The organism is Cupriavidus sp. GW821-FHT02F09 (genome assembly GCF_059421605.1).
The window spans coordinates 1-24,218 of the sequence record NZ_JBWKVH010000035.1 but is presented as its reverse complement, the minus strand read 5'-3'; the positions used below and the strand labels follow the sequence as shown (position 1 = coordinate 24,218).

Below are 24,218 nucleotides of genomic sequence, written 5' to 3'. Positions count from 1 at the left end.
GCGATAACTCGATGAACGTTCGAGCTTACCAGCATTCGGGTGCGCGTTGGCCTACCTGGCGAGCCTGCCCCTGTCCACCCCGGCTTGACGCTACCGGCCGGAAATCGAGGACTTCGGTGCGGGCGGGGCGTAGGTAATGCCGCTGTTGGGGGTCATGTCAAAGGGCGGGATCACCAGCACGCCCAGTGGCCGGATCATGAAGGGAAGCACGATGGCCGGGTTGACCGGGTCGGTCCAGTTGCCGTGCACGATACCGGCACCGTCGATGGTGCCTTCCCAGTTGCCCGTGACGTGCGTGCCGTCATTGGACTCCTCCATCAGGAAAGCGCCGTTCTCGAATTCGCCGGCCAGCAACCGCACGCCGCCAGCACGGCCAACGCTGTACTCACCGCGCACGCTGTCGCGCTCGTCGGGCTTGGGGCCCAGGCGCAGGCGCACCGGCTGGTCGCCGAGCGTGCCCACGTAGACCGGCAGCGCAGCGTACTCCGGTCGCGGCGCGAGCGCCTTGGGCGCGGGCCCGGTTGAAAGCTGCGCACCGCGCCGCGCCTCGCCCTCGCGGATGGCCTGGTTGATCCCGAAACCCTGTACCTGGCTGGCATCGCTGGCGGCATTGGCGGTGCCGGGCGTGCCGGTGGACAGCTCGGTGGCGCCGGCGGCCAGCGCGGCGCCGGCCAGCGTTGCCGCGGCCAGCCCGGCTGCCAGAGACAGGGAAACGGGAAGTGACAAGGACATGGACAAAGGCAAAGGCAGAGTCGCTACGCGCCGCAAGGCAGCCTCAGGTTCAGAGTCGTTCGAAAATCGCCGCAATGCCCTGGCCACCGCCAATGCACATGGTCACCAGTGCATAGCGGCCTTGCACGCGTTGCAGCTCGTACAGGGCCTTGACGGTGATCAGCGCGCCGGTGGCGCCGATCGGGTGCCCCAGGGAGATGCCCGAGCCGTTCGGGTTGACCTTGGCCGGATCGAGACCGAGTGCCTTGGTGACCGCGCAGGCTTGCGCGGCAAAGGCTTCATTGGCTTCGATCACGTCGAGATCGGCCACGGTCAGGCCAGCACGTTCCAGCGCCTTCTTGGTGGCCGGCACGGGGCCGATGCCCATGGTCTTGGGATCGACGCCGGCATGCGCATAGGAGACCAGGCGCGCCATCGGCTTGAGGCCGCGCTTCTCGGCCTCGGCGCGCTCCATCAGCACCACCGCGGCAGCGGCATCGTTCAAGCCCGAGGCGTTGCCCGCGGTTACCGTGCCGTTCTCTTTGACGAAGACCGGCTTGAGCTTGGTCATGTCTTCCATGACCGCGTCGTGGCGCACGTGCTCGTCGGTGTCGAAGGTCACGTCGCCCTTGCGGCCCTTCAGCGTGACCGGCAGGATCTGGTCCTTGAAGTGGCCGGCGCGGATCGCCGCCGATGCGCGCCGGTGCGATTCCAGCGCGGCTTCGTCCTGCTGGTTGCGGGAGATGTCGTATTCCTTGGCCACGTTCTCGGCAGTGACGCCCATGTGGATGCCGTGGAACGGGTCATGCAGCGCACCTAGCATCATGTCGAGCATCTTGGCGTCGCCCATGCGTGCGCCCCAGCGGGCCGACTGCGCCAGGTACGGTGCGCGGCTCATGCTCTCCGCGCCGCCGCCGATGGCCACATCGGCATCGCCCAGCAGGATGGTCTGCGCGGCGCTGACGATGGCCTGCAAGCCCGAGCCGCACAGGCGGTTGACGGTCAGGGCCGGCGCGTCGATGGTGACGCCGCCCTCCACTGCCGCCACCCGGCCAAGGTACATGTCCCGAGGCTCGGTCTGGATGACGTTGCCGAACACCACATGGCCGACGTCGTCTCCGCTGACCTGCGCGCGGGCCAGCGCTTCGCGCACGACCATGGCGCCCATCTGGGTCGGGGAAAGATCCTTCAGGCTGCCGCCGAAGGTACCGATTGCGGTCCGAACGCCGCTCACCACCACCACTTCACGTGTCATTTTGTGTCTCCTGGGCTGATGTTGCAGCGCACAGTATAGCGGCGCGCACGCCAAAACGAACGATCGTACTTTTACCTATCCGGACCGATGGCTGCTACCAGCCTCAGACTTCGCCCCACAAGTCGTGGCCATCCGCGCCGGTGATCTTCACCGAGACGAATTCGCCGACCTTGTAGCGCGGCGCGCCCTGCGCCGGCGGGTCGATATAGACTAGGCCGTCGATCTCCGGCGCGTCGGCCGACGAGCGGCCAATGCCACCGTCCTGGTTGATCTCGTCGACCAGCACGCGCAGGGTCTGGCCGACCTTGCGCTGCAGGCGTCGGGCGGACACTTCCTCGGCCACTTCCATGAAGCGGGCGCGGCGCTCTTCGCGGACTTCGTCGGGCAAGGCGCCCGGCAGGTCGTTGGCCGTGGCGCCGTCCACCGGCGAATAGGCGAAGCAGCCCACGCGGTCCAGTTCCGCTTCGGCGATGAAGTCCAGCAGCGTCTGGAACTCTTCCTCGGTCTCGCCGGGGAAGCCCGCGATAAAGGTACTGCGGATGGTCAGCTCGGGGCAGATCTTGCGCCAGGCCCGGATGCGGTCCATGGTCTTCTCGGCGTTGGCCGGGCGCTTCATGCGCTTGAGCACATCCGGGTGGGCGTGCTGCAGCGGCACGTCCAGGTAAGGCAGCACGTGCCCTTGCGACATCAGCGGAATGATCTCGTCGACGTGCGGGTACGGGTACACGTAGTGCAGGCGCACCCAGGCGCCGTACTTGGCAGCCAGCTCACCCAGCGCGCCGACCAGCTCGGTCATGCGCGTCTTGAGCGGGCGGCCGTCCCAGAAACCGGTGCGGTACTTCACGTCCACGCCATAGGCGCTGGTGTCTTGCGAGATCACCAGCAGTTCCTTGACGCCTGACTTGAACAGGTTCTCGGCCTCCAGCATGACTTCCGCCACTGGGCGCGAGACCAGGTCGCCGCGCATCGACGGGATGATGCAGAACGAGCAGCGATGGTTGCAGCCCTCGGAGATCTTCAGGTAGGCGTAATGCTTGGGCGTGAGCTTGATGCCGGCGGCCGGCACCAGGTCCATGAACGGGTCATGCGGCTTGGGCAGGTGCGTGTGCACGGCCTGCATCACCTCGCCCAGCGCGTGCGGGCCGGTCACGGCCAGCACCTTCGGGTGCACCGACGTGATGATGTCCTCACCCGCGGCGTTCTTCTTGGCGCCCAGGCAGCCGGTGACGATCACCTTGCCGTTCTCGGCCAGTGCCTCGCCGATCGCATCCAGGCTTTCCTGCACGGCTTCGTCGATAAAACCGCAGGTATTGACGACCACCAGGTCGGCGCCGTCATAGGTGCCGCTGATGGCATAGCCCTCGGCGCGCAGCTGGGTAATGATCTGCTCGGAATCCACAAGTGCCTTTGGACATCCAAGGCTTACGAATCCCACATTTGGAATATGGTCTTTCTTGATCGTTGATTCTGAAGGGTTTTTCACGGTTACTTCCAAATGTGGAGCGAGCGGGGCGGGACATGGCCACCCGGCGGTTCAAAGCCAATCGCGCATTTTAACCGCTCGCGGGAGTTTGCCGGGGCCTCATGGCAGACATGAACATGGCCGGCCGTTTGCGGCTGCAGGCTATCGCGCGGGCCAATGCCGCCTACGACGTCCGGTCAAGACCCAACGCTTCGCTGGCATTCGAGCGGTGTGGGCCTGGCGTTTCGCAACGCCTATGACCTGATCCGCAATGCCGAGCTGTCACGGTGGGCGTCTTCCTCCAGCATGGCAAGCGCGCCGACGATAAGCGCGTGCATGCCCTGAACAAGCTCCGCCTCCATCTCGGCTTCTTCCGCCGCGCGGTCCGCCTCCACAAGGGGTTCTCGGCCGGCTACCGAATACACCGTGTCGGCCACGGCAATGCAGTGGAATGCGACCGTCGCAAGCAGCCAGCGTGCCTGTTCCTTCGAGATGCCGTAGGCATGCGCGATATGGCTCTGGTGCCCGTCGATTTTGGCGAGCATGGGCTGTGTCGCAGCCAACCTGCGGATCACGTACGGCGTCAGCCCAGGGTGTGCCTTGACGAACTCCCGTACCGATGTGGTGAACGCGATCAGGTAATCCTTTAATCCGCCACGTCCCTTGCCGCAAGCCTGCGGAATCTGCCAGCGGCTGAAGATCTCCTCAGCGACCAGGCGCTTGAGTTCCTCAAGACTCGGCACATGCTTGTAGAGCGCCATATGGCTGACCCCGAGTGCGGCAGCGACGCCGACGAAGGTGATGTTCGGCAAGCCGATCTCGATGCCCGTGTCGGCGATCCGTTCGCGCGTGATGGTACGAGGGCGCCCGCGCGCCGAAGGTTGTTGTGGCGATTTCATCTTTGTTCCTTGATCGCTGGTGACAGCCATGTAGCCGCCTTGCCAGCCTTTCGTCAATTAGTTTATAGTCATGCAACTAATTATCATTTCGATTCACGGGACTCCTCCATGACCGCCCCATCCCACCTTTCTGAATCTCTGGACGTCTCTTTTTCATGAACACTCGTGACGCGGCTGCGGCCAAACCCAAGGGACCCGGACCGCTCAGCCAAGTATTGAACCCCATCCGTGGGCAACTGATCGCCGCCGCGGCACTGGCCGGCGTGGGTGCCATGTTCACGCTGGTGCCGCTGGCCGGCATCGCGCATATCGCGAAGATCGTCCTCGGCGGCGCTGACATCGCGGCAGCGGCACGCACGCAAGTGCAGGGCGAAGTCTGGTGGACCGTCATTGCCAGCGTGGTGAGCCTGTTCATCGGCATGGCGCTGGTGTCCGCCGGGGAACTGACCGCCCATCTGGCCGACAACCGCATCACCCATCACCTGCGCCTGGCGGCCACGCAGCGGCTGGCCCGCGTGCCGCTGGGCTGGTTCACCAGCCGCGCATCGGGCGAGGTCAAGCAGGCGATGCAGGACGACATCGGCACGCTGCACAGCCTGACCGCGCACTTTTACACGACGCTAGGGCGCACCGTCGGCGCCATCCTGATCTCGGTCATCTACCTGTTCGCGATGGACTGGCGCATGGCCATCGTCTCGATCCTGCCGTTCCCGGGCTTCTTCCTGTTCTTCGGCAGGGCCATGAAGGCCAGCGGGGCGAACATGAAGGCATTCGTCGACGGGCTGGGGCGGATCAACAACGCGGTAGTCGAGTTCGTCAACGGCATTCCCGTGGTCAAGTCCTTCGGGGCCAGCGGCAAGGCGCACGGCGGCTACCGCGAGGCAGTCGATGCTTTCGCCCAAGCCTTTGTCGGTTTCACCCGTCCCCTCGTGGGCTCGATGGCCAACGCCAACGCGATGATCGCGCCGGTGGCGGTGCTGGGCGTGGTGCTGGTCTTCGGCACGCTGTTCGTTAGCCTGGGCTGGATTACCCCAGTGGACGTGCTGCCGTTCGCTCTGGTGGCACCGGGCCTCTGCGCGCCGTTGCTGCTGCTGCACTACATCATCCATGACCTGAACCATGCCACCGGTGCCGCCCAGCGCGTGCAGGCGCTGCTGGAGACGCCTGTGCTGGAGCAGCCGGCGCCCGATAGGCGGCAGTTGCCCACGGGTACCGAAATCCGCGTTGAGCACGTCGGCTACGCCTACGACGCGCAGAACAAGGTGCTGTCGGACGTCAGCTTCACCCTCAAGCCCGGCACGGTGACCGCCATCGTCGGGGCGTCCGGTGCTGGCAAATCGACCCTGGCCCGGCTGCTGCTGCGCTTCTTCGACCCGACCGATGGGCGCATCACGCTCGGCGGCGTGGATTTGAGGCATATCGAGACCTCGGATCTGTACCAGCGCATCGGTTTCGTGCTGCAGGAGGTGCGCCTCATCCACGCCAGCGTACGCGAGAACATCGCGCTGGGCCGGCCCTCGGCCAGCCAGCGGGAGGTCGAGGACGCCGCGCGCGCCGCGAACATTCATGAGCGCATCCTGGGCCTGCCGCGCGGCTACGACTCGATGATAGGCGAGGACGCGCTGCTCTCCGGTGGCGAGCAGCAGCGCGTGAGCATCGCCCGTGCCGTGCTGCTCGATCCGTCCGTGCTCGTGCTCGACGAAGCCACCGCGGCCGCCGATGCCGAGAACGAGGTGGCGATCCAGGACGCGCTATCGCGCTTCGCGCAAGGCCGCACGCTGCTGATCATTGCACACCGGCTCGACACGGTGATGCACGCCGACCACATCATCGTGATCGAGAACGGCACGATCCACGAGCAAGGCCGCCACGCCGAGCTGATCGCGCGCAAAGGCCGCTATGCACGGCTATGGACGCTGGGCGGCTACGAAGAACCCCAGGAGCTGGCGGTGCCGTCATGCTGAAAACCTTCATTCGATTGCTGGGCGACGATGCGCACGTCTTCCGCCGCTACGCCTGGATGGCCGTGTTCCATGGCCTGCTCAGCGGGCTGACCATCACCACGCTGGTGCCCATTCTCAGCCGCCTTCTGGCCGGCGATACGCGCGGCGCGGCGCTGTGGCTCATCGTGCTGCTGGCCGGCATGACGGCCTGCTGGGGCTGGCGGCGCAAGGTGGAGAAGGCCGGCGTGCGCGTGGGGGTTGCCGTCCTGCAGGGCGCGCGCCAGCGGATCGGCGACCACGTTGCGCGCTTGCCCGTCGGCTGGTTCACGCCGGAGAACAGCGCCCGGCTTGGCCATGTCATCACGAACGGCATGATGGCAGTGGCCCAGCTTCCCGCACACGTGCTCACGCCGGTGATCAGCGGCGCCGTGACACCGGTGGTGATCGTGGCCGCGCTGTTTGCGCGGCACTGGCCGATGGGCCTGATCGCGCTGGCGGCGCTGCCGATCCTGATCGGCACGTTCCTGATCGCCGCGCGCCTGGGCCGGCGCGCCGACCACACCTTCCATCGCCACTTCGCCCACACCAGCCAGCGCATGGTCGAGTTCGCCCAGGCCCAGTCGGCACTGCGCGCATTCAGCGGTGGAGGCGGCAGCACGCGCTTGCTTGAACAGGCCATCGACCAGCAACGCCATTCCGGCACGCGGCTGATCTATCTGTCGGCGGCGTCCACGGCGCTCAACGCCTGGGTCGTGCAGGCCGTCTTCGCCGCGTTGCTGATCGCCGCAGCATTGTGGCTCAACGCCTGCCTGGGCGGCGCGCTGGAAGCGGACTCGGTCGTCGCCGTCATCGTGGCCCTGCTGCTGGCCAACCGCTACATCGATCCGCTGCTGGACGTGGCCGGCTATGGCGATGTCCTGCGCGGTGCGCGCGGCCAGCTCGACGCGGTGCGCGAGATCCTTGCGGTCAAGCCCTTGCCGGAACCGGACCAGCCGCAGGCACCGCGTGATGCGTCGATCGAGCTGTGCGAGGTGAGCTTGCGCTACACACCGGATCAACCCGATGTGCTGAAGGGCGTGAACCTGCGCATCGAGCCGGGCAGCATGACCGCGCTGATTGGCGCCTCCGGGTCGGGCAAGACCACACTGGTGCGGCTGATCGCACGCTTCTTCGATGTGAGCCAGGGCAGCGTACTTGTCGGTGGCGTGGACGTGCGGCAGATGTCCAACGCGCAGTTGGCCAGCCAGATCAGTCAGATCTTCCAGGACAACTACCTGTTTGCGGGCAGCATTGCCGACAACATCCGCATCGGCAAACCCAATGCCAACGATGTCGAGATCATGCAAGCTGCGCGGCAGGCCGGCGTGGCCGAGATCATCGAGCGCCTGCCGCAGGGCATCGACACCCCGGTCGGCGAAGGCGGCGCACGCCTGTCGGGCGGTGAGCGCCAACGCATCGCCATCGCCCGCGCGCTGATCAAGGACGCGCCCATCCTGCTGGTGGACGAAGCCACCGCCGCGCTGGACGCGGAGAACCAGGCCGCCATCGCCGAGGCGCTGGCGCGTCTGCGCGGCAAGCGCACGCTGATCGTCATCGCGCACCAACTCTCGACGGTGGCAATGGCCGACCAGATCGTGGTGCTCGATGGCGGCAAGGTCGTCGAGCAGGGTTCGCCCGCGCCATTGCGCGCGAGCCAGGGGCGCTACGCGCATTTCCTGGCCCAGCGCCGGGCCGCCAGAGGCTGGCGTATCGCGGCGGCGTCGAACGGAGAGCGCTGCTGATGCGCGCACGTTGGCTTGGGTTGTTCGCCATCCTCTGCGGCGCCTCGCTGCTGGTCGGCGCCCGGCAGCTGGCATGGTCGCAGGTGTTCTCGCTGTCGGGCGATGCCTGGCTGACGGTGACAGCCAGCCGCCTGCCCCGCTTGGCGGCGCTTGTTCTGACCGGCGTAGGCCTGTCCGTCTGCGGCGTGATCCTTCAGCAGATCGTCCGCAACAAGTTCGTCGAACCGGCCACCTCGGGCGGACTGGATGCGGCCAAGCTCGGCATCCTGGTGTCGATGACGCTGGCGCCCGCCGCCGGCACGATGGGCCGGATGCTGTTTGCGCTGGTCTTCTGCTTCGCCGCGAGCCTGGTCTATGTGGCGATCATCCGCCGCATCAAGTTCAAGAACACCGTTCTCGTGCCGGTCATCGGCCTCATGTACGGCAGCGTGCTGAGTGCCGTGGCCGAGTTCTACGCCTACCGCTACAACATCCTGCAGAGCATGCAGGGCTGGCTGCTCGGCGATTTCTCCAAGGTCGTCCAGGGCAACTACGAGATCATCTACCTGATCCTGCCGATCGTCGCGCTCACCTACCTGTATGCGCACCGCTTCACCGTGCTAGGCATGGGCGAAGGCATGGCCACCAGCCTGGGGCTGAGCTATTCGGCAACAGCGGCGCTGGGCCTGATGCTGGTGGCGGTCACCGTGTCCGCCACGGTCATCACCGTCGGCGCGATCCCCTTCGTCGGGCTGGTCATCCCCAACCTGGTCGCGCTGCATCAGGGCGACAACCTGGGCCGGACGCTGCCCATCGTCGCTCTGGGCGGCGCGTCGCTGCTGCTGGCCTGCGACATTCTCGGCCGCCTGCTCATCTACCCGTTCGAGGTGCCCATCGGCCTGACCGCAGGCAGCGTGGGCGGCGTGCTGTTCCTCGTGCTCATCATCTGGAAGAAGCAATGAGGCACGCGGCCCCCCGATATGCCCTCTGGATGGTGGTCCTCGCCTTGGCCGCGGCTTTCGTCCTCGTGCGATCCGGCTTCGACCTCGACTACGTCATTCCCAAACGGCTCGCCCGGCTGGCCGCCATCGTCATCGGCGGAATCTGCGTCGCCTTCTCCTCGATCACGTTCCAGACCATCGCGGGCAACCGGATTCTGACGCCGGCGATCATGGGATACGAGGCGGTTTATCTGCTGTTGCAGTCGCTGCTGATCCTGGCCATGGGCACGCATGGCCAGGTGGTACTCGGCCAGAGCGGCAACTTCTTCCTCTCCATCCTGTTGATGCTCGCCTATTCGTGGGCCATCCATCGGTGGCTTTTGCGCAACGGCAGGTACAACGTGTATTTCCTCCTCCTGCTGGGACTCGTGCTGACCATGGTGATCGGCACTGTCACACAGTTCGTCCAGCTCAGGATCAGCCCGGGCGAGTTCGCCGTTCTCCAGGGCTTTGGCTACGCATCCTTCAACAGGGCACAACCCGAGCCGTTGCTCTATTCGGCCCTTCTGGTCGCGGCCGTGTGCCTGCCAGGGCTGAAGACCCTGCCGATCCTCGACGTGCTCTCGCTGGGCCGCGACCAGGCCATTTCCCTAGGGGTCGATTACCAGCGGTACGTGAGGCTCTACTTCGCGCTGATCGCGGCTCTCGTGGCGGTCTCGACCAGCCTGCTCGGGCCCACGGCCTTCATGGGGATCTTCGTGGCGAACATCGCCTATGCGATGGCCCGGACTTCCAGGCATCGGGTCACGCTGCCCATCGGCTGCGCGATCGCCATCGGCATCTTCATCGTGGCCCAGCTCCTGGTCGAACACGTTTTCAACTACAAGACCACCGTCAGCATTCTCGTCAACCTGGTGTGTGGCGCGTATTTCCTCGCGCTGATGGTTCGCACCCGAGGCACCGCATGATCACCGTTCACAACCTTCACAAGGCCTACGGCGCCAAGACCGTACTTTCCGGCGTCAGCGCGCAATTCCCGGCGCAGCGCGTGACGTCTCTCATCGGCCCCAACGGCGCAGGCAAAACGACGCTGCTGCTGATGATCGCGCGCCTGCTGGAGCCGACCCAGGGCGACATCCTGATCGGGGATCGCAGGGTTTCAAGCATCGGCATCAGCGAATACGCCAAGCACGTCGCCACCTTGCGCCAGGCGCCCGACTTCAACCTGCGCCTGACGGTCGAGGAACTCGTCGCTTTCGGGCGCTTCCCCTACAGCCGCGGCGCGCTCACCCCCGAAGACCACGACGTGATCGACGAAGCCATCGCGTTCCTGTCGCTGCAAGCGCTGCGCGGGGCCTACATCGACGAACTCAGCGGAGGGCAGCGCCAGATGGCCTTCCTGGCGATGACCATTGCCCAGCAGACGAACGTTCTGCTGCTGGACGAGCCACTCAACAACCTCGACATGAAGCATGCCGTCCAGATCATGCGCGCGCTTCGCCGCTTGTGTGACGAGCACGGGCGCACCGTGATCCTGGTGATCCATGACATCAATTTCGCGGCCAACTACTCCGATCACATCGTCGCATTGAAGGGCGGCATGGTTCGCTTCTGCGGCCCCGTCGTGGAGGCTGTGACCGAGACACGGCTGCAGGAACTGTATGGACTGGACTTCGAAATCGTGCGCAGCGATCGAGGATGCGTATGCAACTACTTCAATCCATCAGGAAAACTGAAATGACCCGGAATCACAGAAACAGGCGTTGGGCGTTAGCCCTGCTGATAGCCGCAACCGTCGCGGTACAGGGGTGCGGCCAGAAACCAGCCGAACCGCCAAAGGCAACCGCACAGCCGGATTCTGCCAGCCGGCCCCCGCAGGAAGCGTTCGCGCCCGTCACGGTTCAGCACAAGCTGGGAACGACCGTCGTCGAGCACCTTCCGCAACGCGCGGCGGCCCTCGACATGAATGAAGTCGATTTCCTCGACCAACTGGGTGTCCCTGTCGTTGGCATGCCGAAGGATTTCGTCCCGCACTTCCTCGCCAGGTACAAGGACGCCCCGGACGTTCAGGATCTGGGCTCGATCGTTCAGCCCAATCTGGAGCGGGTTCATGCCGCCAGGCCTGAACTGATCCTGATCACCTCGCTCCAGGCGAACCACTACAAGGAATTGAGCGAGATCGCTCCGACGATTCATTTCGATGTGGACTACCGGGATAGCGAGGTCAAGCACATCGAGGTCATCAAGGACCACCTCATGACCCTGGGGCGAATCTTTGGCAAGGAAGGCCTCGCCCGCCAGAAAGCGGCTGAACTGGACGCCAAGGTCGAGGAGGCCAGGCGCATGACCCGGGGCCGTCTCGAGAAGGCGCTTGTCGTTCTGCACAACAACGGCGCCTTCAGTTCCTTTGGCGTGCATTCCCGTTACGGGTTCGTCTTCAATGCCCTGGGCGTGAAACCGGCCAGCCCGACTGTCGAGACCGGCCTGCATGGCCAGCCGATTTCCAGCGAATTCATCCAACAAGCCAACCCCGACATCATCTTCGTGGTGGACCGGACGGCCGTCATGGAGCGCCGTCCGGTCATGGACGCCGGGAGCATGGGCAACCCGCTGCTGCGCCAGACCAACGCCTGGAAGAACGGCCGTGTGGTCTTCGTTGATGCTGAAGCTTGGTACGTCACCGCCGCCAGCCCGACCTCTTTGAAACTCGTGATCGACGACGTCATCAAGGGCTATCAGCACTGATTTGTTCCAGGGCCTGTCCCTGGCCCTAAGCCAAAAACGTAATGATTCGTATTCGCCATAGCTTTCTCACTCGCAAGACGTGCTGAGAACCAACCCGATCTCAACTGAAAAGAGCTTGTAATGACCAAACGTCACCATCGCATCGCGCGATCTGCACAGCAGGCGGTGCGCCCCCAACCCGCCTTTGCCCTGAAGCGCGCCGCTGCCGTGCCGACGGTGCTGCTGGGTCTGCTGGGGCTGACCGTGGGCGCCCTGGCCTTGGCCGCCCCGCCGGCACTCGCACAAAGCACCGGCCAGGCGGTGGACGCCCGGAGCCGCTTCAACGTGCCGACCGGCCCGCTGGGCGAGGCGCTCAAAGCCTATGCCGCTGCGGCCGGTGTCGAACTGACCGTGGATGCGAGCCTGCTCCAAGGCAGGAACAGCCAGGGGCTGTCCGGCAGCTACAGCGTGCGCGAGGGTTTCACCGAACTGCTACGCGGGCACGGTCTGCAGGCAGTGCGCGAGGCCAACGGCCGCTACACGCTAAGCCGGACGGCCCAACAGACGCAAAGCCCAGCCGCAGAAAGTGGGGTTACGTTGCCGGCGGTGACGGTACAGGCGAGCTCAGCGATCGACGCCTACGCCGGCGGGCAGGTGGCGTCCGGCAGCCGCGTGGGGCTGCTGGGCGACAAGGACTTCATGGAAACGCCGTTTTCCACCATCAGCTACACGGACAAGTTCATCGAAGACCGGCAGGCCAAGGACATCACCGACGTGATCGCCGCCACCGATCCCACGGTGTTCAGCAACGGCGTCACCGGCGCCTGGAGCGAGAACTACTCCATCCGCGGCTTCGCCTCCAACACCAGCGATATCACCATCGGCGGCCTGTTCGGCATGGCGCCGTACTACCGCACCACCCCCGAAATGTTCGAGCGTATCGAGGTATTGAAAGGCCCATCGGCCCTGCTCAATGGCATGCCTCCGGGCGGCTCGGTGGGCGGCACCGTCAATCTGGTGCCCAAGCGCGCGGGCGATGAGCCGCTGACGCGACTGACGGCGACCTACATGTCCAATGCGCAGTTCGGCGGACATGTGGACCTTGGGCGGCGCTTTGGTGAGAACAAGCAGTTCGGCATCCGCTTCAACGGGGTCTATCGGGATGGAGAGGGGGCCGTCAACCGGCAGGAGAAGAAAACCCAGTTCGCGTCCCTCGGGCTGGACTGGCGGGGCGAGCGCGCTCGCGTCTCTGCCGACCTCTACAGCAGCGATGACCGCGTGGACGGCGTGACCCGAGGCATCAATCTAGCCCCCGGCGTGGCAGTGCCCAAGCCACCCAGGCCCGAGACCCTGCTGAACCCGGATTGGTCCTTCGTCAACACCAGGGACAAGGGTGCGATCGTCCGCGGCGAATTCGACGTGAGCGAAAACCTGATGGCCTATGCAGCCTTCGGCACCAGCAGGACCAACTACAAGTACAACGGTACGATGTCGGCCCAGGTGCTCAACGCGGCGGGCGATGTTCGGCACAGCATGGGCCAACTGGCCTTCGATATTGAAAAGACATCGGGGGAAGCTGGATTGAAGGGCAAGTTCCAAACCGGCAGCGTCAAGCATCAATGGGCTTTAAACATCACGCACTACTCGGACACCGAAAGGGACTATGGCCGCAGATCGGTCCCGGGCGCGGACTGGACCACCAACATCTACAACCCGGTCTGGGGCCCAGCCGCCGGAATGCGTTGGCCGCCGACCCTCCACACGGAAACGCGCCTGACCAGCTACGGCGTAGCGGATACCCTGTCCTTTGCACAGGACAGGGTGCAACTGACGCTGGGCGTGCGTCACCAGGAAGTACTCACCGATACCTTCAGCCTCACGACCGGGGCGCGCAGTGCCCGCTATGACGCAAGCGCCATGACACCCGCGGCCGCGCTGCTGGTCAAAGCCACGAACCATATTTCCGTGTACGGCAATTACATTGAAGGGTTGAGCAAGGGTCAGACCGCGCCGGCAACTGCCGCCAATGCGGGAGAGCTGTTTCCGCCGTCCAAGACCAAGCAGAAGGAAATCGGCCTCAAGCTCGATCTCGGCGAATTCGCCCACACGCTCAGCTTGTATCAAATCGAGCGGCCAAGCAGCTATACCGACATTTCCACCAACGTCTTTTCCTTTGGCGGAGAGCAGCGCAACCGGGGTGTCGAGTGGGGCTTCTTTGGCTCGCCGCTGCGCGGCGTGCGCTTGATGGGTGGCATCGCCTATGTGGACCCCAAGCTCACCAAGACCGCCGGTGGCGTCAACCAGGGCAAGCAGGCGACCGGGGTGCCCAAGCTGCAAGGCAAGCTGGGCGTGGAGTGGGACACCTCCGCCGTGCCGGGCTTGACGCTGACCGCCAATGCGACCGCCGTATCCAAGCAATACATCAGTGCCGACAACTCGCTGTCGGTGCCGGGCCACACGGTGTATGACCTGGGCGCACGCTATGCTACCCAGGTCTCCAGCCATCCGCTGACCGTGCGGGCCAGCGTCAATAACGTGACAAACAAGGCCTATTGGGGCATGCCGCTGTTGTCCAGTTTGGCCCTGGGCGCCCCGCGCACCTTCATGCTCTCGGCCACGATGGACTTCTGAACGATGCGCGCGCATACGCGTCTGATGGCCGCGCCTGCTCGCGAGCCTATTGCAACGAGGGTGATGTCCCCGGCATGCCCTCCAGGGCGCTCTCGATCACCGCCTGAACCTCCAGCGCCCCTTGCAGGCGCCGGATAGCTGCATGCAGCTCTGCGGCCTGCGGCCAGGTCCGTTTCAGGTAGCTGAGCCACAGCTTGACGCGTCCGTGCTCGTGAGCGCATTCGTCATTGGCCTGCAGCTTCTTCAGGTAGCCGGCGATATGGCGGAGCACCGACGGCCATTCCTCGGCGCAGGGCGTTCTGTCCATCAGTCCGCGTATGCGCAAGGCCAGGAATGGATCCGACACGGCGCCCCGCCCGATCATCACGTCGGCACAGCCGCTGACGGCCCGGCATCGCTCCCAGTCCGCAACCGTCCAGACTTCGCCGTTGGCAACAACGGGCACGTCCACGGCGGCATCGATCCGAGCGATCCACTCCCAGTGTGCGGGAGGCCGGTAGCCATGATCGCGCGTCCTGGCATGCACGACGAGCGAGGCTGCGCCGCCTTCCGCCAGCGCCGTGGCGCAGTCGATCGCCAGCGCGGTATCGGACACGCCAAGCCGCATTTTGGCTGTCACGGCGATGTTCGCGGGCACTGCGGCGCGAACGGACAACACGATCCGGTTCAGCAGTTCCGGGTCCGCCAGCAGCATGGCCCCGCCACCGTGCCGGTTGACGACTTTGGCGGGACAGCCGAAATTCAGGTCGATGCCATGCGGCGACACGGTAGCTGCCTGGGCCGCATTGACCGCCAGCCACTCAGGATCGCTCCCGAGCAGCTGGATCACCATCGGCGTGCCGCTTGGAGTATGGCCGCCGTGAAGGATTTCGGGTGTGTCCCTCTCGTAGACACGCTCGGGAAGCAAAGAGCCCGTCACCCTGACGAACTCGGATACACATCCATCGTATCCTCCCGAGCCGGTCAGTACGTCGCGCAGCACGTAATCAGCAAGCCCCTCCATGGGGGCAAGAAACAGCCGGCTCATAGCAAAGCTGGCGGCGATGCCGGAAAACGAGAAAACGCCAAACCCACCGTCGGAACGGGCGTGGCCTCGGCGGCGAGCGCCTGGCGAAGGTCTTGGATTGCGGAGGGCATTGGGATTCGCGCTGTGCAGGCGAGTCCGCAGTATGAATCGCCACATTTGACAGGGGTAGCAGCCGCGGTGATTCCGCGCGTTACCCGAATATGCGTGATTTTAACCGATCGCCCCGATCAGCGAAGGAAGGTCATGCGTGCGCTGGGAATTCGCCTCCACGCCAGCCCGGCCTGAAGCCACTTTGCAGGAAAGGAGGCTGCCGGCGCCGCGAGGGTTCCATGCGTTCCCGGGGGATTGGGAACGCGCAACAGGCCGGCGAGGCGTGCGCCGGCTTATTTCTTGTCCGGCTGATTGAACGGGAACGTGCCAAACATGTTCTTGGCCTGGCTTTGCATCTGCTCCTGCATCTGCACGAACAGGTTCTTGCTCTGCTCGATGTAGTTGCTCATCATCCCTTGCATCATCGGGCCCTGCATGTTCATGAACTGGGACCACATATCGGGGCTGAACGGCTCGCCCGAGTACAGGCCCTTGGAGTTCTCGGCCAGCTTGCTCTGGATGTCGATGAAGGCCTGGATGTTCTTTTCCAGGTAGGTGCCCATCATGCCCTGCATCGCATGGCCGTAGTAGCGGATGATCTGCGACAGCATGGAGCTTGAGAACATCGGCACGCCGCCCGTCTCTTCTTCGAGAATGATCTGCAGGAGGATGCTGCGCGTGAGCTCGTCGCCGGACTTGGCGTCGATCACCTTGAAGTCTTCGGTATCCATCACGAGCTGCTTGACGTCGGCTAGCGTGATGTAGGTGCTGGTCTGCGTGTCGTAGAGCCGGCGGTTTGGATACTTCTTGATCAGTCGCTCTGCGCCTTTCTTGGTGGTAGCCATCGTGCTCTATCCTTTTATCGTCGCTGTTGCATGCTGCTGCACCGCATGCTGTGCGGTGCGCAAATCGGGACCGCCAGCGGGGGATACAACGTGTTGACCTGCAACGCATGATCTATTTTGGTGCGGGCTAGCCGCTGCCCTGATTCTATGCCCAACAAGGCACTATTGAAAGCCGGACCCGTTAAGGAAAACCCGCACGGGGCAAAGGATTGCGGGTGTTTGGGGCCCGCAATGCCGCGCCACGCCCGCGCGTTGGTGCGGTGCGGGGTGTGCGATGCAATATTGCTGCGGGGTGAGAGGCCTCCCGAGCGGCCGCGGAAATAAAAAAGGCCCTCGGCAGAGGACCTTCCCAAGACAAGAAACCATCCAGGAAAACCAGGGATGGCTTGCCGTTCATCACCCCATGTGCAGGCCGCCGTTCAGCGAGAAGTCCGCGCCCGTCGAGAAGCCCGACTCTTCGGACGCCAGCCACGCGCAGATCGAGGCAATTTCTTCCGGCGCGCCCAGGCGCTTGACCGGAATCGTGCCGACGATCTTGTCCAGCACGTCCTGGCGGATCGACTTGACCATATCGGTGGCGATATAGCCCGGCGACACCGTGTTCACGGTCACGCCCTTGGTCGCCACTTCCTGCGCCAACGCCATGGTGAAGCCGTGCAGGCCAGCCTTGGCGGTGGAGTAGTTGGTCTGGCCGAACTGGCCCTTCTGGCCGTTGACCGACGAGATGTTGACGATGCGGCCAAAGCCACGATCCGCCATGCCGTCGATGACCTGTTTGGTCACGTTGAACAGCGAGGTCAGGTTGGTGTCGATCACGGCATCCCAGTCGGCGCGCGTCATCTTGCGGAACACCACGTCGCGCGTGATGCCGGCGTTGTTGATCAGGATGTCGACCTCGCCCACTTCGGCCTTGACCTTGTCGAACGCGGCTTTGGTCGAATCCCAGTCGGCAACATTGCCTTCCGAGGCGACAAAATCGAAGCCCAGGGCCTTCTGCTGCTCGAGCCATTTTTCGCGGCGCGGCGAGTTGGGGCCGCAACCGGCCACGACCTTGTAGCCATCCTTGGCCAGACGCTGGCAGATGGCCGTTCCAATGCCACCCATGCCACCGGTTACGTATGCAATGCGCTGAGTCATATCTACTCCTTGATGGCTAGTTTTTATTGACGCCGGCAAGCGGGAAGCCCCCCGCGCCGGCACACCCCTCAGACCGGCCTGCGCGCTTGTTCGCTGCGGCAAGCCCGGCAAATCGTCACTTGCGTTCCACAGCCAGCGCCACACCCATGCCGCCGCCGATGCACAGCGAGGCCAGGCCCTTGTGGGCGTCGCGGCGCTTCATTTCGTGCAGCAGCGTGACCAGGATGCGGCAGCCCGACGCACCGATCGGGTGGCCAATCGCAATGGCGCCGCCATTGACGTTGACCTTGGACGTATCCCAGCCCATCTGCTTGTGCACGGCCAGGGCCTGGGCGGCGAAGGCTTCGTTGATTTCCATCAGGTCGAGCTCTTCCACGCTCCATCCGGCGCGCGACAGGCAGCGCTTGGACGCAGGCACCGGACCCATGCCCATCACCTTGGGATCGACACCGGCGGTGCCGTAGGCGCGGATCGTGGCCAGCGGGGTCAGGCCGAGTTCCTTGGCCTTGGCCGCCGACATGACCACCACCGCGGCGGCGCCGTCGTTCAGGCCCGAGGCGTTGGCAGCGGTCACGGAACCAGCCTTGTCGAAGGCCGGCTTGAGACCAGCGAGCGCATCTTGCGTGACGCCGTGGCGCACGAACTCATCGGTGGCGAACATCACCGGGTCGCCCTTGCGCTGGGGAATCGGCACCGGCACGATTTCTTCATCGAACTTGCCGGCCTTCTGCGCGGCTTCCGCCTTGTTCTGCGAACCGGCCGCGAACGCGTCCTGGGCTTCGCGCGTGATGCCGTATTCCTTGGCCACGTTCTCGGCGGTGACGCCCATGTGGTACTGGTTGTAGACGTCCCACAGGCCGTCCACGATCATGCTGTCGATCAGCTTGGCGTCGCCCATGCGGAAGCCATCGCGCGAGCCCGGCAGCACGTGTGGCGCGGCGCTCATGTTTTCCTGGCCACCGGCCACCACGATCTCGGCATCGCCCGCGGCAATCGCGTTGGCGGCCAGCATCACGGCCTTCAGGCCGGAGCCGCAGACCTTGTTGATGGTCATGGCCGGCACCATCACGGGCAGGCCAGCCTTCAGCGCTGCCTGGCGCGCCGGGTTCTGGCCGGAGCCGGCCGTCAGTACCTGGCCCATGATCACTTCGCTGACCTGCTCGGGCTTGACGCCGGCACGCTCAAGCGCAGCCTTGATGACGATGGCGCCCAGCTCAGGCGCGGGAATCTTGGCGAGCGAGCCGCCGAACTTGCCCACCGCGGTACGGGCAGCGGATACGATGACAATGTCAGTCATTGGGAGGTCCTCTCGAGTTGGATGCAAATAAGGGGTGAAAGAGGCCGGCCCCGCAGGGCGCCGGCCCGGACAAATCCTATGCCTTCGCCTTGACGTAGCGGCCCGGTGCCGGCTCGATCGCGCGGTAATCCTTGTTGCCGTAGTCGGTGGGGGCCGCCTTGCGCGCGCCGGCGTGCTTGGCCAGCCAGGCCGCCCAGTCCGGCCACCAGCTGCCGGCGTGCTCGGCGGCGCCGTCGAACCACTCCTGCGCCGAAGCCGGGAGCTTGTCGTTGGTCCAGTGGCTGCGCTTCTTCTTGGCCGGCGGGTTGATCACGCCGGCGATATGGCCCGACGCGCCCAGCACGAAACGCAGTTTGTTCTTGAGCAACGCGGTGGAAGCATAGGCCGACATCCAGGGTACGATGTGGTCTTCACGCGAGCCATAGATGTAAGTTGGCACGTCGATGCTGCCCAGGTCCACCGGCGCGTTGCACACGGTCAGCTTGCCCGGCACCTTGAGCTCGTTCTGCAAGTAGGTATGGCGCAGGTACCAGCAATACCAGGGGCCCGGCAGGTTGGTGGCGTCGCCGTTCCAGAACAGCAGGTCGAACGGGACCGGCGTATTGCCCTTCAGGTAGTTGTCGACGACATAGTTCCAGACCAGGTCGTTGGGACGCAGGAACGAGAACGTGTTGGCCAGTTCCACGCCACGCAGCAACGCGCAGGGCGTGCCCGCCGCGCCACCCAGCGTGTTTTCACGCAGCTTGACGTGGGCTTCGTCGACGAACACATCGAGCACGCCGGTATCGGCAAAATCGAGCAGCGTGGTCAGCAGCGTCAGGCTGGCGGCGGGATGCTCGCCGCGCTTGGCCAGCACCGCCAGCGCAGTGGAGACGATGGTGCCGCCCACGCAGAAGCCCAGCACGTTGATCTGGTCCTGGCCGCTGATCTCGCGCGTGACTTCGATGGCGCGGATGGCGGCATGTTCGATGTAGTCATCCCAGCTGAGCTCGGCCATCGAGGCATCCGGATTGCGCCAGGAAACCATGTAGACGGTATGGCCCTGCTCCACCATGTAGTGCACCAGCGAGGTCTGCGGCTGCAGGTCGAGGATGTAGTACTTGTTGATGCAAGGCGGCACAAGCAGCAGCGGGCGCGCAAACACCTTGTCGGTGACGGGCTTGTACTGAAGCAGCTGGAAATAGGCGTTCTCGTAGACCACCGCGCCCTCGGTCACGGCCACGTTGCGGCCCACTTCGAAGGCGGATTCGTCGGTCTGCGAGATCTTGCCGCGGCCAAGGTCGTCGAGCATGTTGCGCACGCCGGCCCGCAGCGATTCGCCGCCGGAGTCGATCAGCTTTTTCTGCGCCTCCGGATTGGTGGCGAGGAAATTGGCCGGCGACATGGCGTCGACCCATTGCGAGATCGCGAAACGGATACGCTGGCGGGTCTTGGCATCGGCTTCGACCGCGCCCGCCAGCTCATTCATGGCACGCGCATTGATCAGGTAGAAAGCGGCAGCGTAGTGAAACGCCGCGCTGCTGCGCCAGGCATCGCCGGAAAAGCGGCGATCAGCCAGGGCCGTGGCGGGATTGGCGCCGCCCTCGGCCATGCTTCGCCAGAGCGCGGTGAAGTCCTTCATGTAGCGTTGCTGGATGTCGGCCAGTTGATCGGGCGCGATTTTCACGCCCGCCATGGCGGAACCCTTCAATGCCTCGAAACCGGGGATAAATGGCATGCCAGGCATGCCCTGCTGGGTCGTCGCACCGTTAGCCTGTGCCTGACGGGACCATTCCAGCCATGTCGCTGGATCAAATGGCCCCGAAGCAAATGAAAACGGTTGGGACTTGTCTTCCTTGGTGGAAGCTGCCGCACCTTTGCCGGTTGCCATGATGTTTCGTCTCTCTGCCGTCACTTATTTGAAAGCTGGCTGGGCGGCGTACCACCACCGCGGGGCTCTCCCCCGCCGCCAGCCTCGGAACCGGCCCGCGCTGACGCCCTCGGCTGGTGACGTCATGCGGTATGCTTGCCGGACACGCCGCGCCGCGGACCTGAACGTCCCGGCGGAGCCTGCGAATGCCTGCCAGCACACTGCCTTGCAGTGCATTCGAGGCCATTGTTGCCTTGCAATGTTATGCCTGTCAATGCGGAAAAATGCGCGGACCGGCGCTAACGGCAAAATGCGCTCAGCGCGAACCTGCGAGCCTCCCTTTGGCGCCACTCCGGCCACGGGGCTAGCTTGCCCGAGAAGGATGACTTCCTGATGTACATCGTTGCAATCGGTTGGCTGTATGTGGTCCTGATGATGGCCATTACCGAGCATACCGTGGTCGCGGGACTGGCCACGTTCGTCTTTTACGGCCTGTTCCCCGTGGCGATCCTCGTGTACATCATGGGCACCCCGGGGCGCCTGCGCCGGCGCAAGGCAGAGGAAGCGAGGCAGGCGAAGAGCGCGCAAGCGCCCTCCGGCTCCGTGGAACCTGCAGAATCCGCGGGACAGGAACAGCCGCCTGCCCGGGATTGACGCTGGGAAAGTTTCAGGCGGCCAGCCAGACCAGGCTGGCCATGCGCCCTGTGACGCCGTCGCGCCGGTAGGAGTAGAAGCGCTGCGCATCGCCAACGGTGCAGGCGTTGCCGCCGTACACCGCGGTGCAGCCGGCGCGGGCCAGGCGGATGCGGGCCAGCGTGTAGATATCGGCGAAGTACTTGCCGCCTGCGCCGGCGCGGAAGGCAAGATCCACCTGCGCCATCTCGTCAGGCCGCGCCTGGGCCAGGAACGCCTGCCGGACTTCGGCGCCAACCTCGAAGGCATCCGGGCCGATCGCCGGCCCGAGCCAGGCCAGCCACTGCGCCTGCGCGCCAACCTGCTTGCCCATACGCGCCAGGGTTGCCTCGATCACGCCGCCACACAGCCCTCGCCAGCCGGCGTGCGCGGCGCCAACCACGGTGCCGGCACGGTCGCACAGCAGCACGGGCAGGCAATCGGCGGTCATCACGGCGCAGACCCGGCCAGCGGTCGTGGCAATGCTGGCGTCCGCCTGCGGAGCCACGCCATCGGCGGCAAACTGGTCCTCGGTGGCGATCGCGCAGCCGTGCACCTGCTCTAGCCAGCCGGGCACGGCCGGCAGCCGCGCGGCCAGCCGTGCGCGGTTGGCCGCGACCGCGGCGGCTTCGTCGCCCACATGGGTGCCAAGGTTCAGCCCGCCCGGGCTGCCGTCAGCCAGGCCGTAGGGGGCCTCGCTGACGCCGCCCTGGCGGGTGGTGGACAACGCGCGCACCCGCGCCGGAGCCGGCCAGTCCGGGACTAGCCAAGGCGCCTCAGTCGTCATCGCCGTATTCCCATGCGCCGTCCTCGCCTTCGGTCCAGCCGTCGTCCTCCTCTTCGTCGTCGGCACGGTCAAAGTCGAGCGCCTCGATCAGCGCCTGCAAGTCATCGGGCGGCTGCGCTTCCCAAGATACGAGCTTGCCGGTGGCCGGGTGCACCAGCCCAAGCCGGAAGGCGTGGAGCGCCTGGCGCGCCAGCGGCACCGGCAGCGGTGCCTTGATGGCCGGACGCTGGCCGCGCTGGGTGGCGGCGCGGTGATAGACCGGGTCGCCCACCATCGGATGGCCGATCGACTCGAAGTGGACGCGAATCTGGTGGGTGCGGCCGGTTTCGAGCTGGCACATCACCATGGAAACATGGCCGCGCCCGAGCGGCACCGTGCCAAGGGTACGGAAATGGGTGCGCGAGGGCTTGCCGCTGTTGGTGAGCACGATCGCCATGCGGATCCGCTCGCGCGGATCACGGCCGATCGGCGCGTCGATCGTGCCGGACTCGGGCGTCACGCCCCACACCAGCGCCAGGTAGCTGCGCTTGACAGTACGCGCCTGCAGCTGGCGCACCAGGTCGGTCTGGGCGGTCAGCGTGCGGGCCACCACCATCAGCCCCGACGTTTCCTTGTCGAGCCGGTGGACGATGCCCGCGCGCGGCAGGCTTGCAGCCTCCGGGTAGCGGTGCAGCAGGCCGTTTAGCACCGTGCCGCCCCAGTTGCCGGCGGCAGGATGCACCACCAGGCCGGCGGGCTTGTCGATGACCAGCAGCGTGGCGTCCTCGTACACGACGTTGAGCGGCACGTCTTCGGCCACGAAGGCGCGCGATTCTGCCGCCGCCTGCGGACGGACCACGACGCGTTCGCCCATCTGCACGGAGGACTTGGAGCGGCGCACCTCGCCGTCGACCAGCACCGCCCCGTTCTCGATCCATTGCTGCAGGCGGCTGCGCGAGAAGCCGCTGAGGTGGCGTGCCAACAACTTGTCGAGGCGCTCGCCGTGTGATGCACCATCGACTTCGATCTCTACCGGCTGCATTTCCAATTCGATTGGAGATGCCTCCGCTCCTGCCTCCAGGCCGCCTAGCGCGGCCACATCGGTCAGGTCTTCCAGGTCCTCCACCTCGTTCAAGATGTCGGTTGAATCGGCAGCTTGCTGCTCGATGCCCTTGGCGGCGGTTTCCGACAAGGGGCTTGGGCTATAATGCTTGACGCTATTTTTCATCCGGGATACGTTGCCCATGCAATTGATGAGCATGAAGCGCGCCAGCTGGCGCGCAAGAATTGGAGCGATTCTGCTCGCAGGCGGCTGCGTCATGCTATCGGCGTGCGGCCTGCTGTCGGATCAACCAGACGAAACTGCCGGCTGGTCGGCTAACAAATTATATTCGGAAGCCAAGGACGCACTAGATTCCGGCGACTTTACCCGAGCTGTGAAGCTGTACGAGAAGCTTGAGGGACGTTATCCCTTCGGCCGTTTCGCCCAGCAGGCACAGATCGATACCGCCTACGCCAACTACAAGGACGGCGAAACCGCCGCCGCGCTTGCCTCGGTCGACCGCTTCATCCAGTTGCATCCGAATCACCCGAACGTGGATTATGCCTATTACCTGAAGGGCCTGATCAACTTCAATGACAATTTGGGCTGGCTCGGCCGTTTTTCCGGTCAGGACCTGAGCGAGCGTGACCCCAAGGCCGCGCGCGCTGCTTATGACGCCTTCAACACGCTGGTCACGCGCTTCCCGGACAGCAAGTACACGACGGACGCTGCCGCGCGCATGCAATACATCGTGAACTCGCTGGCCCAGCACGAGGTCCATGCGGCACGTTACTACTACCGCCGTGGCGCCTACCTGGCTGCGGCAAACCGGGCCCAGCAGGCGCTCAAGGACTATGACGGCGCACCGGCCAACGAGGAAGCGCTGTACATCATGATCCGCTCGTACGATTCGCTGGGCATGAAGGACTTGCGCGACGATACCGCCCGCGTGATGGAAAAGAACTTCCCCAACAGCGATTACATCAAGTACGGGGAACGCCGCAAGGACAAGTCCTGGTGGGAAGTGTTCTGAACGTCAGGCACCGCGCTTGAGTGCGCTGGCAACAAAAAACCCGATCGGAAGATCGGGTCAGATTGCTGACAAAGCCTCCCCAACGCGGGAGGCTTTGTTCATAATGGAGCGATGCTAAGAGCACCCGCCCCTTA

General features: G+C 64.8%; 20 protein-coding genes. 9 read left to right on the top strand and 11 right to left on the bottom strand.

Annotated elements, in window-relative coordinates; all coding sequences use genetic code 11:
- Window positions 1-90: 90 nt before the first annotated feature.
- The 4 genes from AC07XB_RS28840 to AC07XB_RS28825 all read right to left on the bottom strand — a co-directional run bounded on the left by AC07XB_RS28840 (window position 91) and on the right by AC07XB_RS28825 (window position 4,357).
- Window positions 91-732: a hypothetical protein gene (locus AC07XB_RS28840; protein WP_492807633.1), complete on the bottom strand. Its 642-nt coding sequence runs from the start codon at window positions 730-732 to the stop codon at window positions 91-93.
- 49 nt (window positions 733-781) lie between these two features.
- Window positions 782-1,966 (bottom strand): beta-ketothiolase BktB, encoded by a 1,185-nt coding sequence (gene bktB / locus AC07XB_RS28835; protein ID WP_492372801.1) that lies wholly within the window; start codon window positions 1,964-1,966, stop codon window positions 782-784.
- Between the two features lie 103 nt (window positions 1,967-2,069).
- On the bottom strand, window positions 2,070-3,449 hold the full coding sequence (rimO, locus tag AC07XB_RS28830; protein WP_052494509.1) for a 30S ribosomal protein S12 methylthiotransferase RimO: 1,380 nt from the start codon (window positions 3,447-3,449) through the stop codon (window positions 2,070-2,072).
- A gap of 233 nt (window positions 3,450-3,682) precedes the next feature.
- Window positions 3,683-4,357, bottom strand: a complete 675-nt coding sequence (locus tag AC07XB_RS28825) for a TetR/AcrR family transcriptional regulator (RefSeq protein WP_492830840.1) — start codon at window positions 4,355-4,357, stop codon at window positions 3,683-3,685.
- Window positions 4,358-4,482: 125 nt separating this feature from the next.
- On the opposite strand from AC07XB_RS28825, the gene AC07XB_RS28820 reads away from it, so the two are divergent.
- The 7 genes from AC07XB_RS28820 to AC07XB_RS28790 all read left to right on the top strand — a co-directional run bounded on the left by AC07XB_RS28820 (window position 4,483) and on the right by AC07XB_RS28790 (window position 14,326).
- The gene (locus tag AC07XB_RS28820) at window positions 4,483-6,291 is read left to right on the top strand and encodes an ABC transporter ATP-binding protein (RefSeq protein ID WP_492830839.1); all 1,809 of its coding nucleotides are present in this window, start codon (window positions 4,483-4,485) and stop codon (window positions 6,289-6,291) included.
- Window positions 6,285-8,051: an ABC transporter ATP-binding protein gene (locus AC07XB_RS28815; protein WP_492830838.1), complete on the top strand. Its 1,767-nt coding sequence runs from the start codon at window positions 6,285-6,287 to the stop codon at window positions 8,049-8,051. Before AC07XB_RS28820 ends, AC07XB_RS28815 begins: the two co-directional genes overlap by 7 nt.
- Window positions 8,051-8,992: an ABC transporter permease gene (locus AC07XB_RS28810; RefSeq protein ID WP_492830837.1), complete on the top strand. Its 942-nt coding sequence runs from the start codon at window positions 8,051-8,053 to the stop codon at window positions 8,990-8,992. Before AC07XB_RS28815 ends, AC07XB_RS28810 begins: the two co-directional genes overlap by 1 nt.
- A complete protein-coding gene (locus tag AC07XB_RS28805; protein WP_492830836.1) occupies window positions 8,989-9,939 on the top strand; it encodes an iron chelate uptake ABC transporter family permease subunit in 951 nt (316 codons plus the stop codon). The genes AC07XB_RS28810 and AC07XB_RS28805 overlap by 4 nt, the downstream gene beginning before the upstream one ends.
- A complete protein-coding gene (locus tag AC07XB_RS28800; protein ID WP_492807645.1) occupies window positions 9,936-10,712 on the top strand; it encodes an iron ABC transporter ATP-binding protein in 777 nt (258 codons plus the stop codon). Before AC07XB_RS28805 ends, AC07XB_RS28800 begins: the two co-directional genes overlap by 4 nt.
- The gene (locus AC07XB_RS28795; RefSeq protein WP_492830835.1) at window positions 10,709-11,716 is read left to right on the top strand and encodes a siderophore ABC transporter substrate-binding protein; all 1,008 of its coding nucleotides are present in this window, start codon (window positions 10,709-10,711) and stop codon (window positions 11,714-11,716) included. The genes AC07XB_RS28800 and AC07XB_RS28795 overlap by 4 nt, the downstream gene beginning before the upstream one ends.
- 120 nt (window positions 11,717-11,836) lie before the next feature.
- Window positions 11,837-14,326, top strand: coding sequence for a TonB-dependent siderophore receptor (locus AC07XB_RS28790; RefSeq protein ID WP_492830834.1), 2,490 nt, complete (start codon window positions 11,837-11,839; stop codon window positions 14,324-14,326).
- A 46-nt stretch (window positions 14,327-14,372) separates the two neighbouring features.
- On the opposite strand, the gene AC07XB_RS28785 is transcribed toward AC07XB_RS28790, so the two are convergent.
- The 5 genes from AC07XB_RS28785 to phaC all read right to left on the bottom strand — a co-directional run bounded on the left by AC07XB_RS28785 (window position 14,373) and on the right by phaC (window position 20,592).
- Complete coding sequence (locus tag AC07XB_RS28785) at window positions 14,373-15,353, bottom strand: tRNA dihydrouridine synthase (RefSeq protein ID WP_492372792.1); 981 nt, start codon at window positions 15,351-15,353, stop codon at window positions 14,373-14,375.
- Between the two features lie 383 nt (window positions 15,354-15,736).
- Window positions 15,737-16,288, bottom strand: coding sequence for a polyhydroxyalkanoate synthesis repressor PhaR (phaR, locus tag AC07XB_RS28780; RefSeq protein ID WP_006155938.1), 552 nt, complete (start codon window positions 16,286-16,288; stop codon window positions 15,737-15,739).
- A 396-nt stretch (window positions 16,289-16,684) separates the two neighbouring features.
- On the bottom strand, window positions 16,685-17,425 hold the full coding sequence (locus tag AC07XB_RS28775) for a 3-ketoacyl-ACP reductase (RefSeq protein ID WP_043345337.1): 741 nt from the start codon (window positions 17,423-17,425) through the stop codon (window positions 16,685-16,687).
- 115 nt (window positions 17,426-17,540) lie between these two features.
- Window positions 17,541-18,722 carry an acetyl-CoA C-acetyltransferase gene (locus AC07XB_RS28770; RefSeq protein WP_043345333.1) on the bottom strand — a complete coding sequence of 394 codons (1,182 nt, stop codon included), beginning with the start codon at window positions 18,720-18,722 and terminating at the stop codon, window positions 17,541-17,543.
- 76 nt (window positions 18,723-18,798) lie between these two features.
- Window positions 18,799-20,592 (bottom strand): class I poly(R)-hydroxyalkanoic acid synthase, encoded by a 1,794-nt coding sequence (phaC, locus tag AC07XB_RS28765; protein ID WP_492830833.1) that lies wholly within the window; start codon window positions 20,590-20,592, stop codon window positions 18,799-18,801.
- Between the two features lie 372 nt (window positions 20,593-20,964).
- On the opposite strand from phaC, the gene AC07XB_RS28760 reads away from it, so the two are divergent.
- On the top strand, window positions 20,965-21,225 hold the full coding sequence (locus AC07XB_RS28760) for a hypothetical protein (RefSeq protein ID WP_492372790.1): 261 nt from the start codon (window positions 20,965-20,967) through the stop codon (window positions 21,223-21,225).
- A gap of 13 nt (window positions 21,226-21,238) precedes the next feature.
- Here AC07XB_RS28760 and pgeF read toward each other — a convergent pair whose 3' ends face one another.
- Both pgeF and AC07XB_RS28750 read right to left on the bottom strand, forming a co-directional pair.
- The gene (pgeF, locus tag AC07XB_RS28755; protein ID WP_492372789.1) at window positions 21,239-22,030 is read right to left on the bottom strand and encodes a peptidoglycan editing factor PgeF; all 792 of its coding nucleotides are present in this window, start codon (window positions 22,028-22,030) and stop codon (window positions 21,239-21,241) included.
- Window positions 22,020-23,330 carry an RluA family pseudouridine synthase gene (locus tag AC07XB_RS28750; protein ID WP_492372788.1) on the bottom strand — a complete coding sequence of 437 codons (1,311 nt, stop codon included), beginning with the start codon at window positions 23,328-23,330 and terminating at the stop codon, window positions 22,020-22,022. The genes pgeF and AC07XB_RS28750 overlap by 11 nt, the downstream gene beginning before the upstream one ends.
- Here AC07XB_RS28750 and AC07XB_RS28745 point away from each other — a divergent pair.
- Window positions 23,254-24,084 (top strand): outer membrane protein assembly factor BamD, encoded by an 831-nt coding sequence (locus tag AC07XB_RS28745; RefSeq protein ID WP_183031633.1) that lies wholly within the window; start codon window positions 23,254-23,256, stop codon window positions 24,082-24,084. The two genes, AC07XB_RS28750 and AC07XB_RS28745, sit on opposite strands and share 77 nt — an antisense overlap.
- Window positions 24,085-24,218 lie beyond the last annotated feature (134 nt).

Coding starts and splice junctions, on each gene's coding strand:
- AC07XB_RS28840 (WP_492807633.1), bottom strand. CDS start 732: ATGTCCTTGTCACTTCCCGTTTCCCTGTCTCTGGCAGCCGGGCTGGCC.
- bktB (WP_492372801.1), bottom strand. CDS start 1,966: ATGACACGTGAAGTGGTGGTGGTGAGCGGCGTTCGGACCGCAATCGGT.
- AC07XB_RS28825 (WP_492830840.1), bottom strand. CDS start 4,357: ATGGCTGTCACCAGCGATCAAGGAACAAAGATGAAATCGCCACAACAA.
- AC07XB_RS28820 (WP_492830839.1), top strand. CDS start 4,483: ATGAACACTCGTGACGCGGCTGCGGCCAAACCCAAGGGACCCGGACCG.
- AC07XB_RS28815 (WP_492830838.1), top strand. CDS start 6,285: ATGCTGAAAACCTTCATTCGATTGCTGGGCGACGATGCGCACGTCTTC.
- AC07XB_RS28810 (WP_492830837.1), top strand. CDS start 8,051: ATGCGCGCACGTTGGCTTGGGTTGTTCGCCATCCTCTGCGGCGCCTCG.
- AC07XB_RS28805 (WP_492830836.1), top strand. CDS start 8,989: ATGAGGCACGCGGCCCCCCGATATGCCCTCTGGATGGTGGTCCTCGCC.
- AC07XB_RS28800 (WP_492807645.1), top strand. CDS start 9,936: ATGATCACCGTTCACAACCTTCACAAGGCCTACGGCGCCAAGACCGTA.
- AC07XB_RS28795 (WP_492830835.1), top strand. CDS start 10,709: ATGACCCGGAATCACAGAAACAGGCGTTGGGCGTTAGCCCTGCTGATA.
- AC07XB_RS28790 (WP_492830834.1), top strand. CDS start 11,837: ATGACCAAACGTCACCATCGCATCGCGCGATCTGCACAGCAGGCGGTG.
- AC07XB_RS28785 (WP_492372792.1), bottom strand. CDS start 15,353: ATGAGCCGGCTGTTTCTTGCCCCCATGGAGGGGCTTGCTGATTACGTG.
- phaR (WP_006155938.1), bottom strand. CDS start 16,288: ATGGCTACCACCAAGAAAGGCGCAGAGCGACTGATCAAGAAGTATCCA.
- AC07XB_RS28775 (WP_043345337.1), bottom strand. CDS start 17,425: ATGACTCAGCGCATTGCATACGTAACCGGTGGCATGGGTGGCATTGGA.
- AC07XB_RS28770 (WP_043345333.1), bottom strand. CDS start 18,722: ATGACTGACATTGTCATCGTATCCGCTGCCCGTACCGCGGTGGGCAAG.
- phaC (WP_492830833.1), bottom strand. CDS start 20,592: ATGGCAACCGGCAAAGGTGCGGCAGCTTCCACCAAGGAAGACAAGTCC.
- AC07XB_RS28760 (WP_492372790.1), top strand. CDS start 20,965: ATGTACATCGTTGCAATCGGTTGGCTGTATGTGGTCCTGATGATGGCC.
- pgeF (WP_492372789.1), bottom strand. CDS start 22,030: ATGACGACTGAGGCGCCTTGGCTAGTCCCGGACTGGCCGGCTCCGGCG.
- AC07XB_RS28745 (WP_183031633.1), top strand. CDS start 23,254: ATGCAATTGATGAGCATGAAGCGCGCCAGCTGGCGCGCAAGAATTGGA.
- AC07XB_RS28750 (WP_492372788.1), bottom strand. CDS start 23,330: ATGACGCAGCCGCCTGCGAGCAGAATCGCTCCAATTCTTGCGCGCCAG.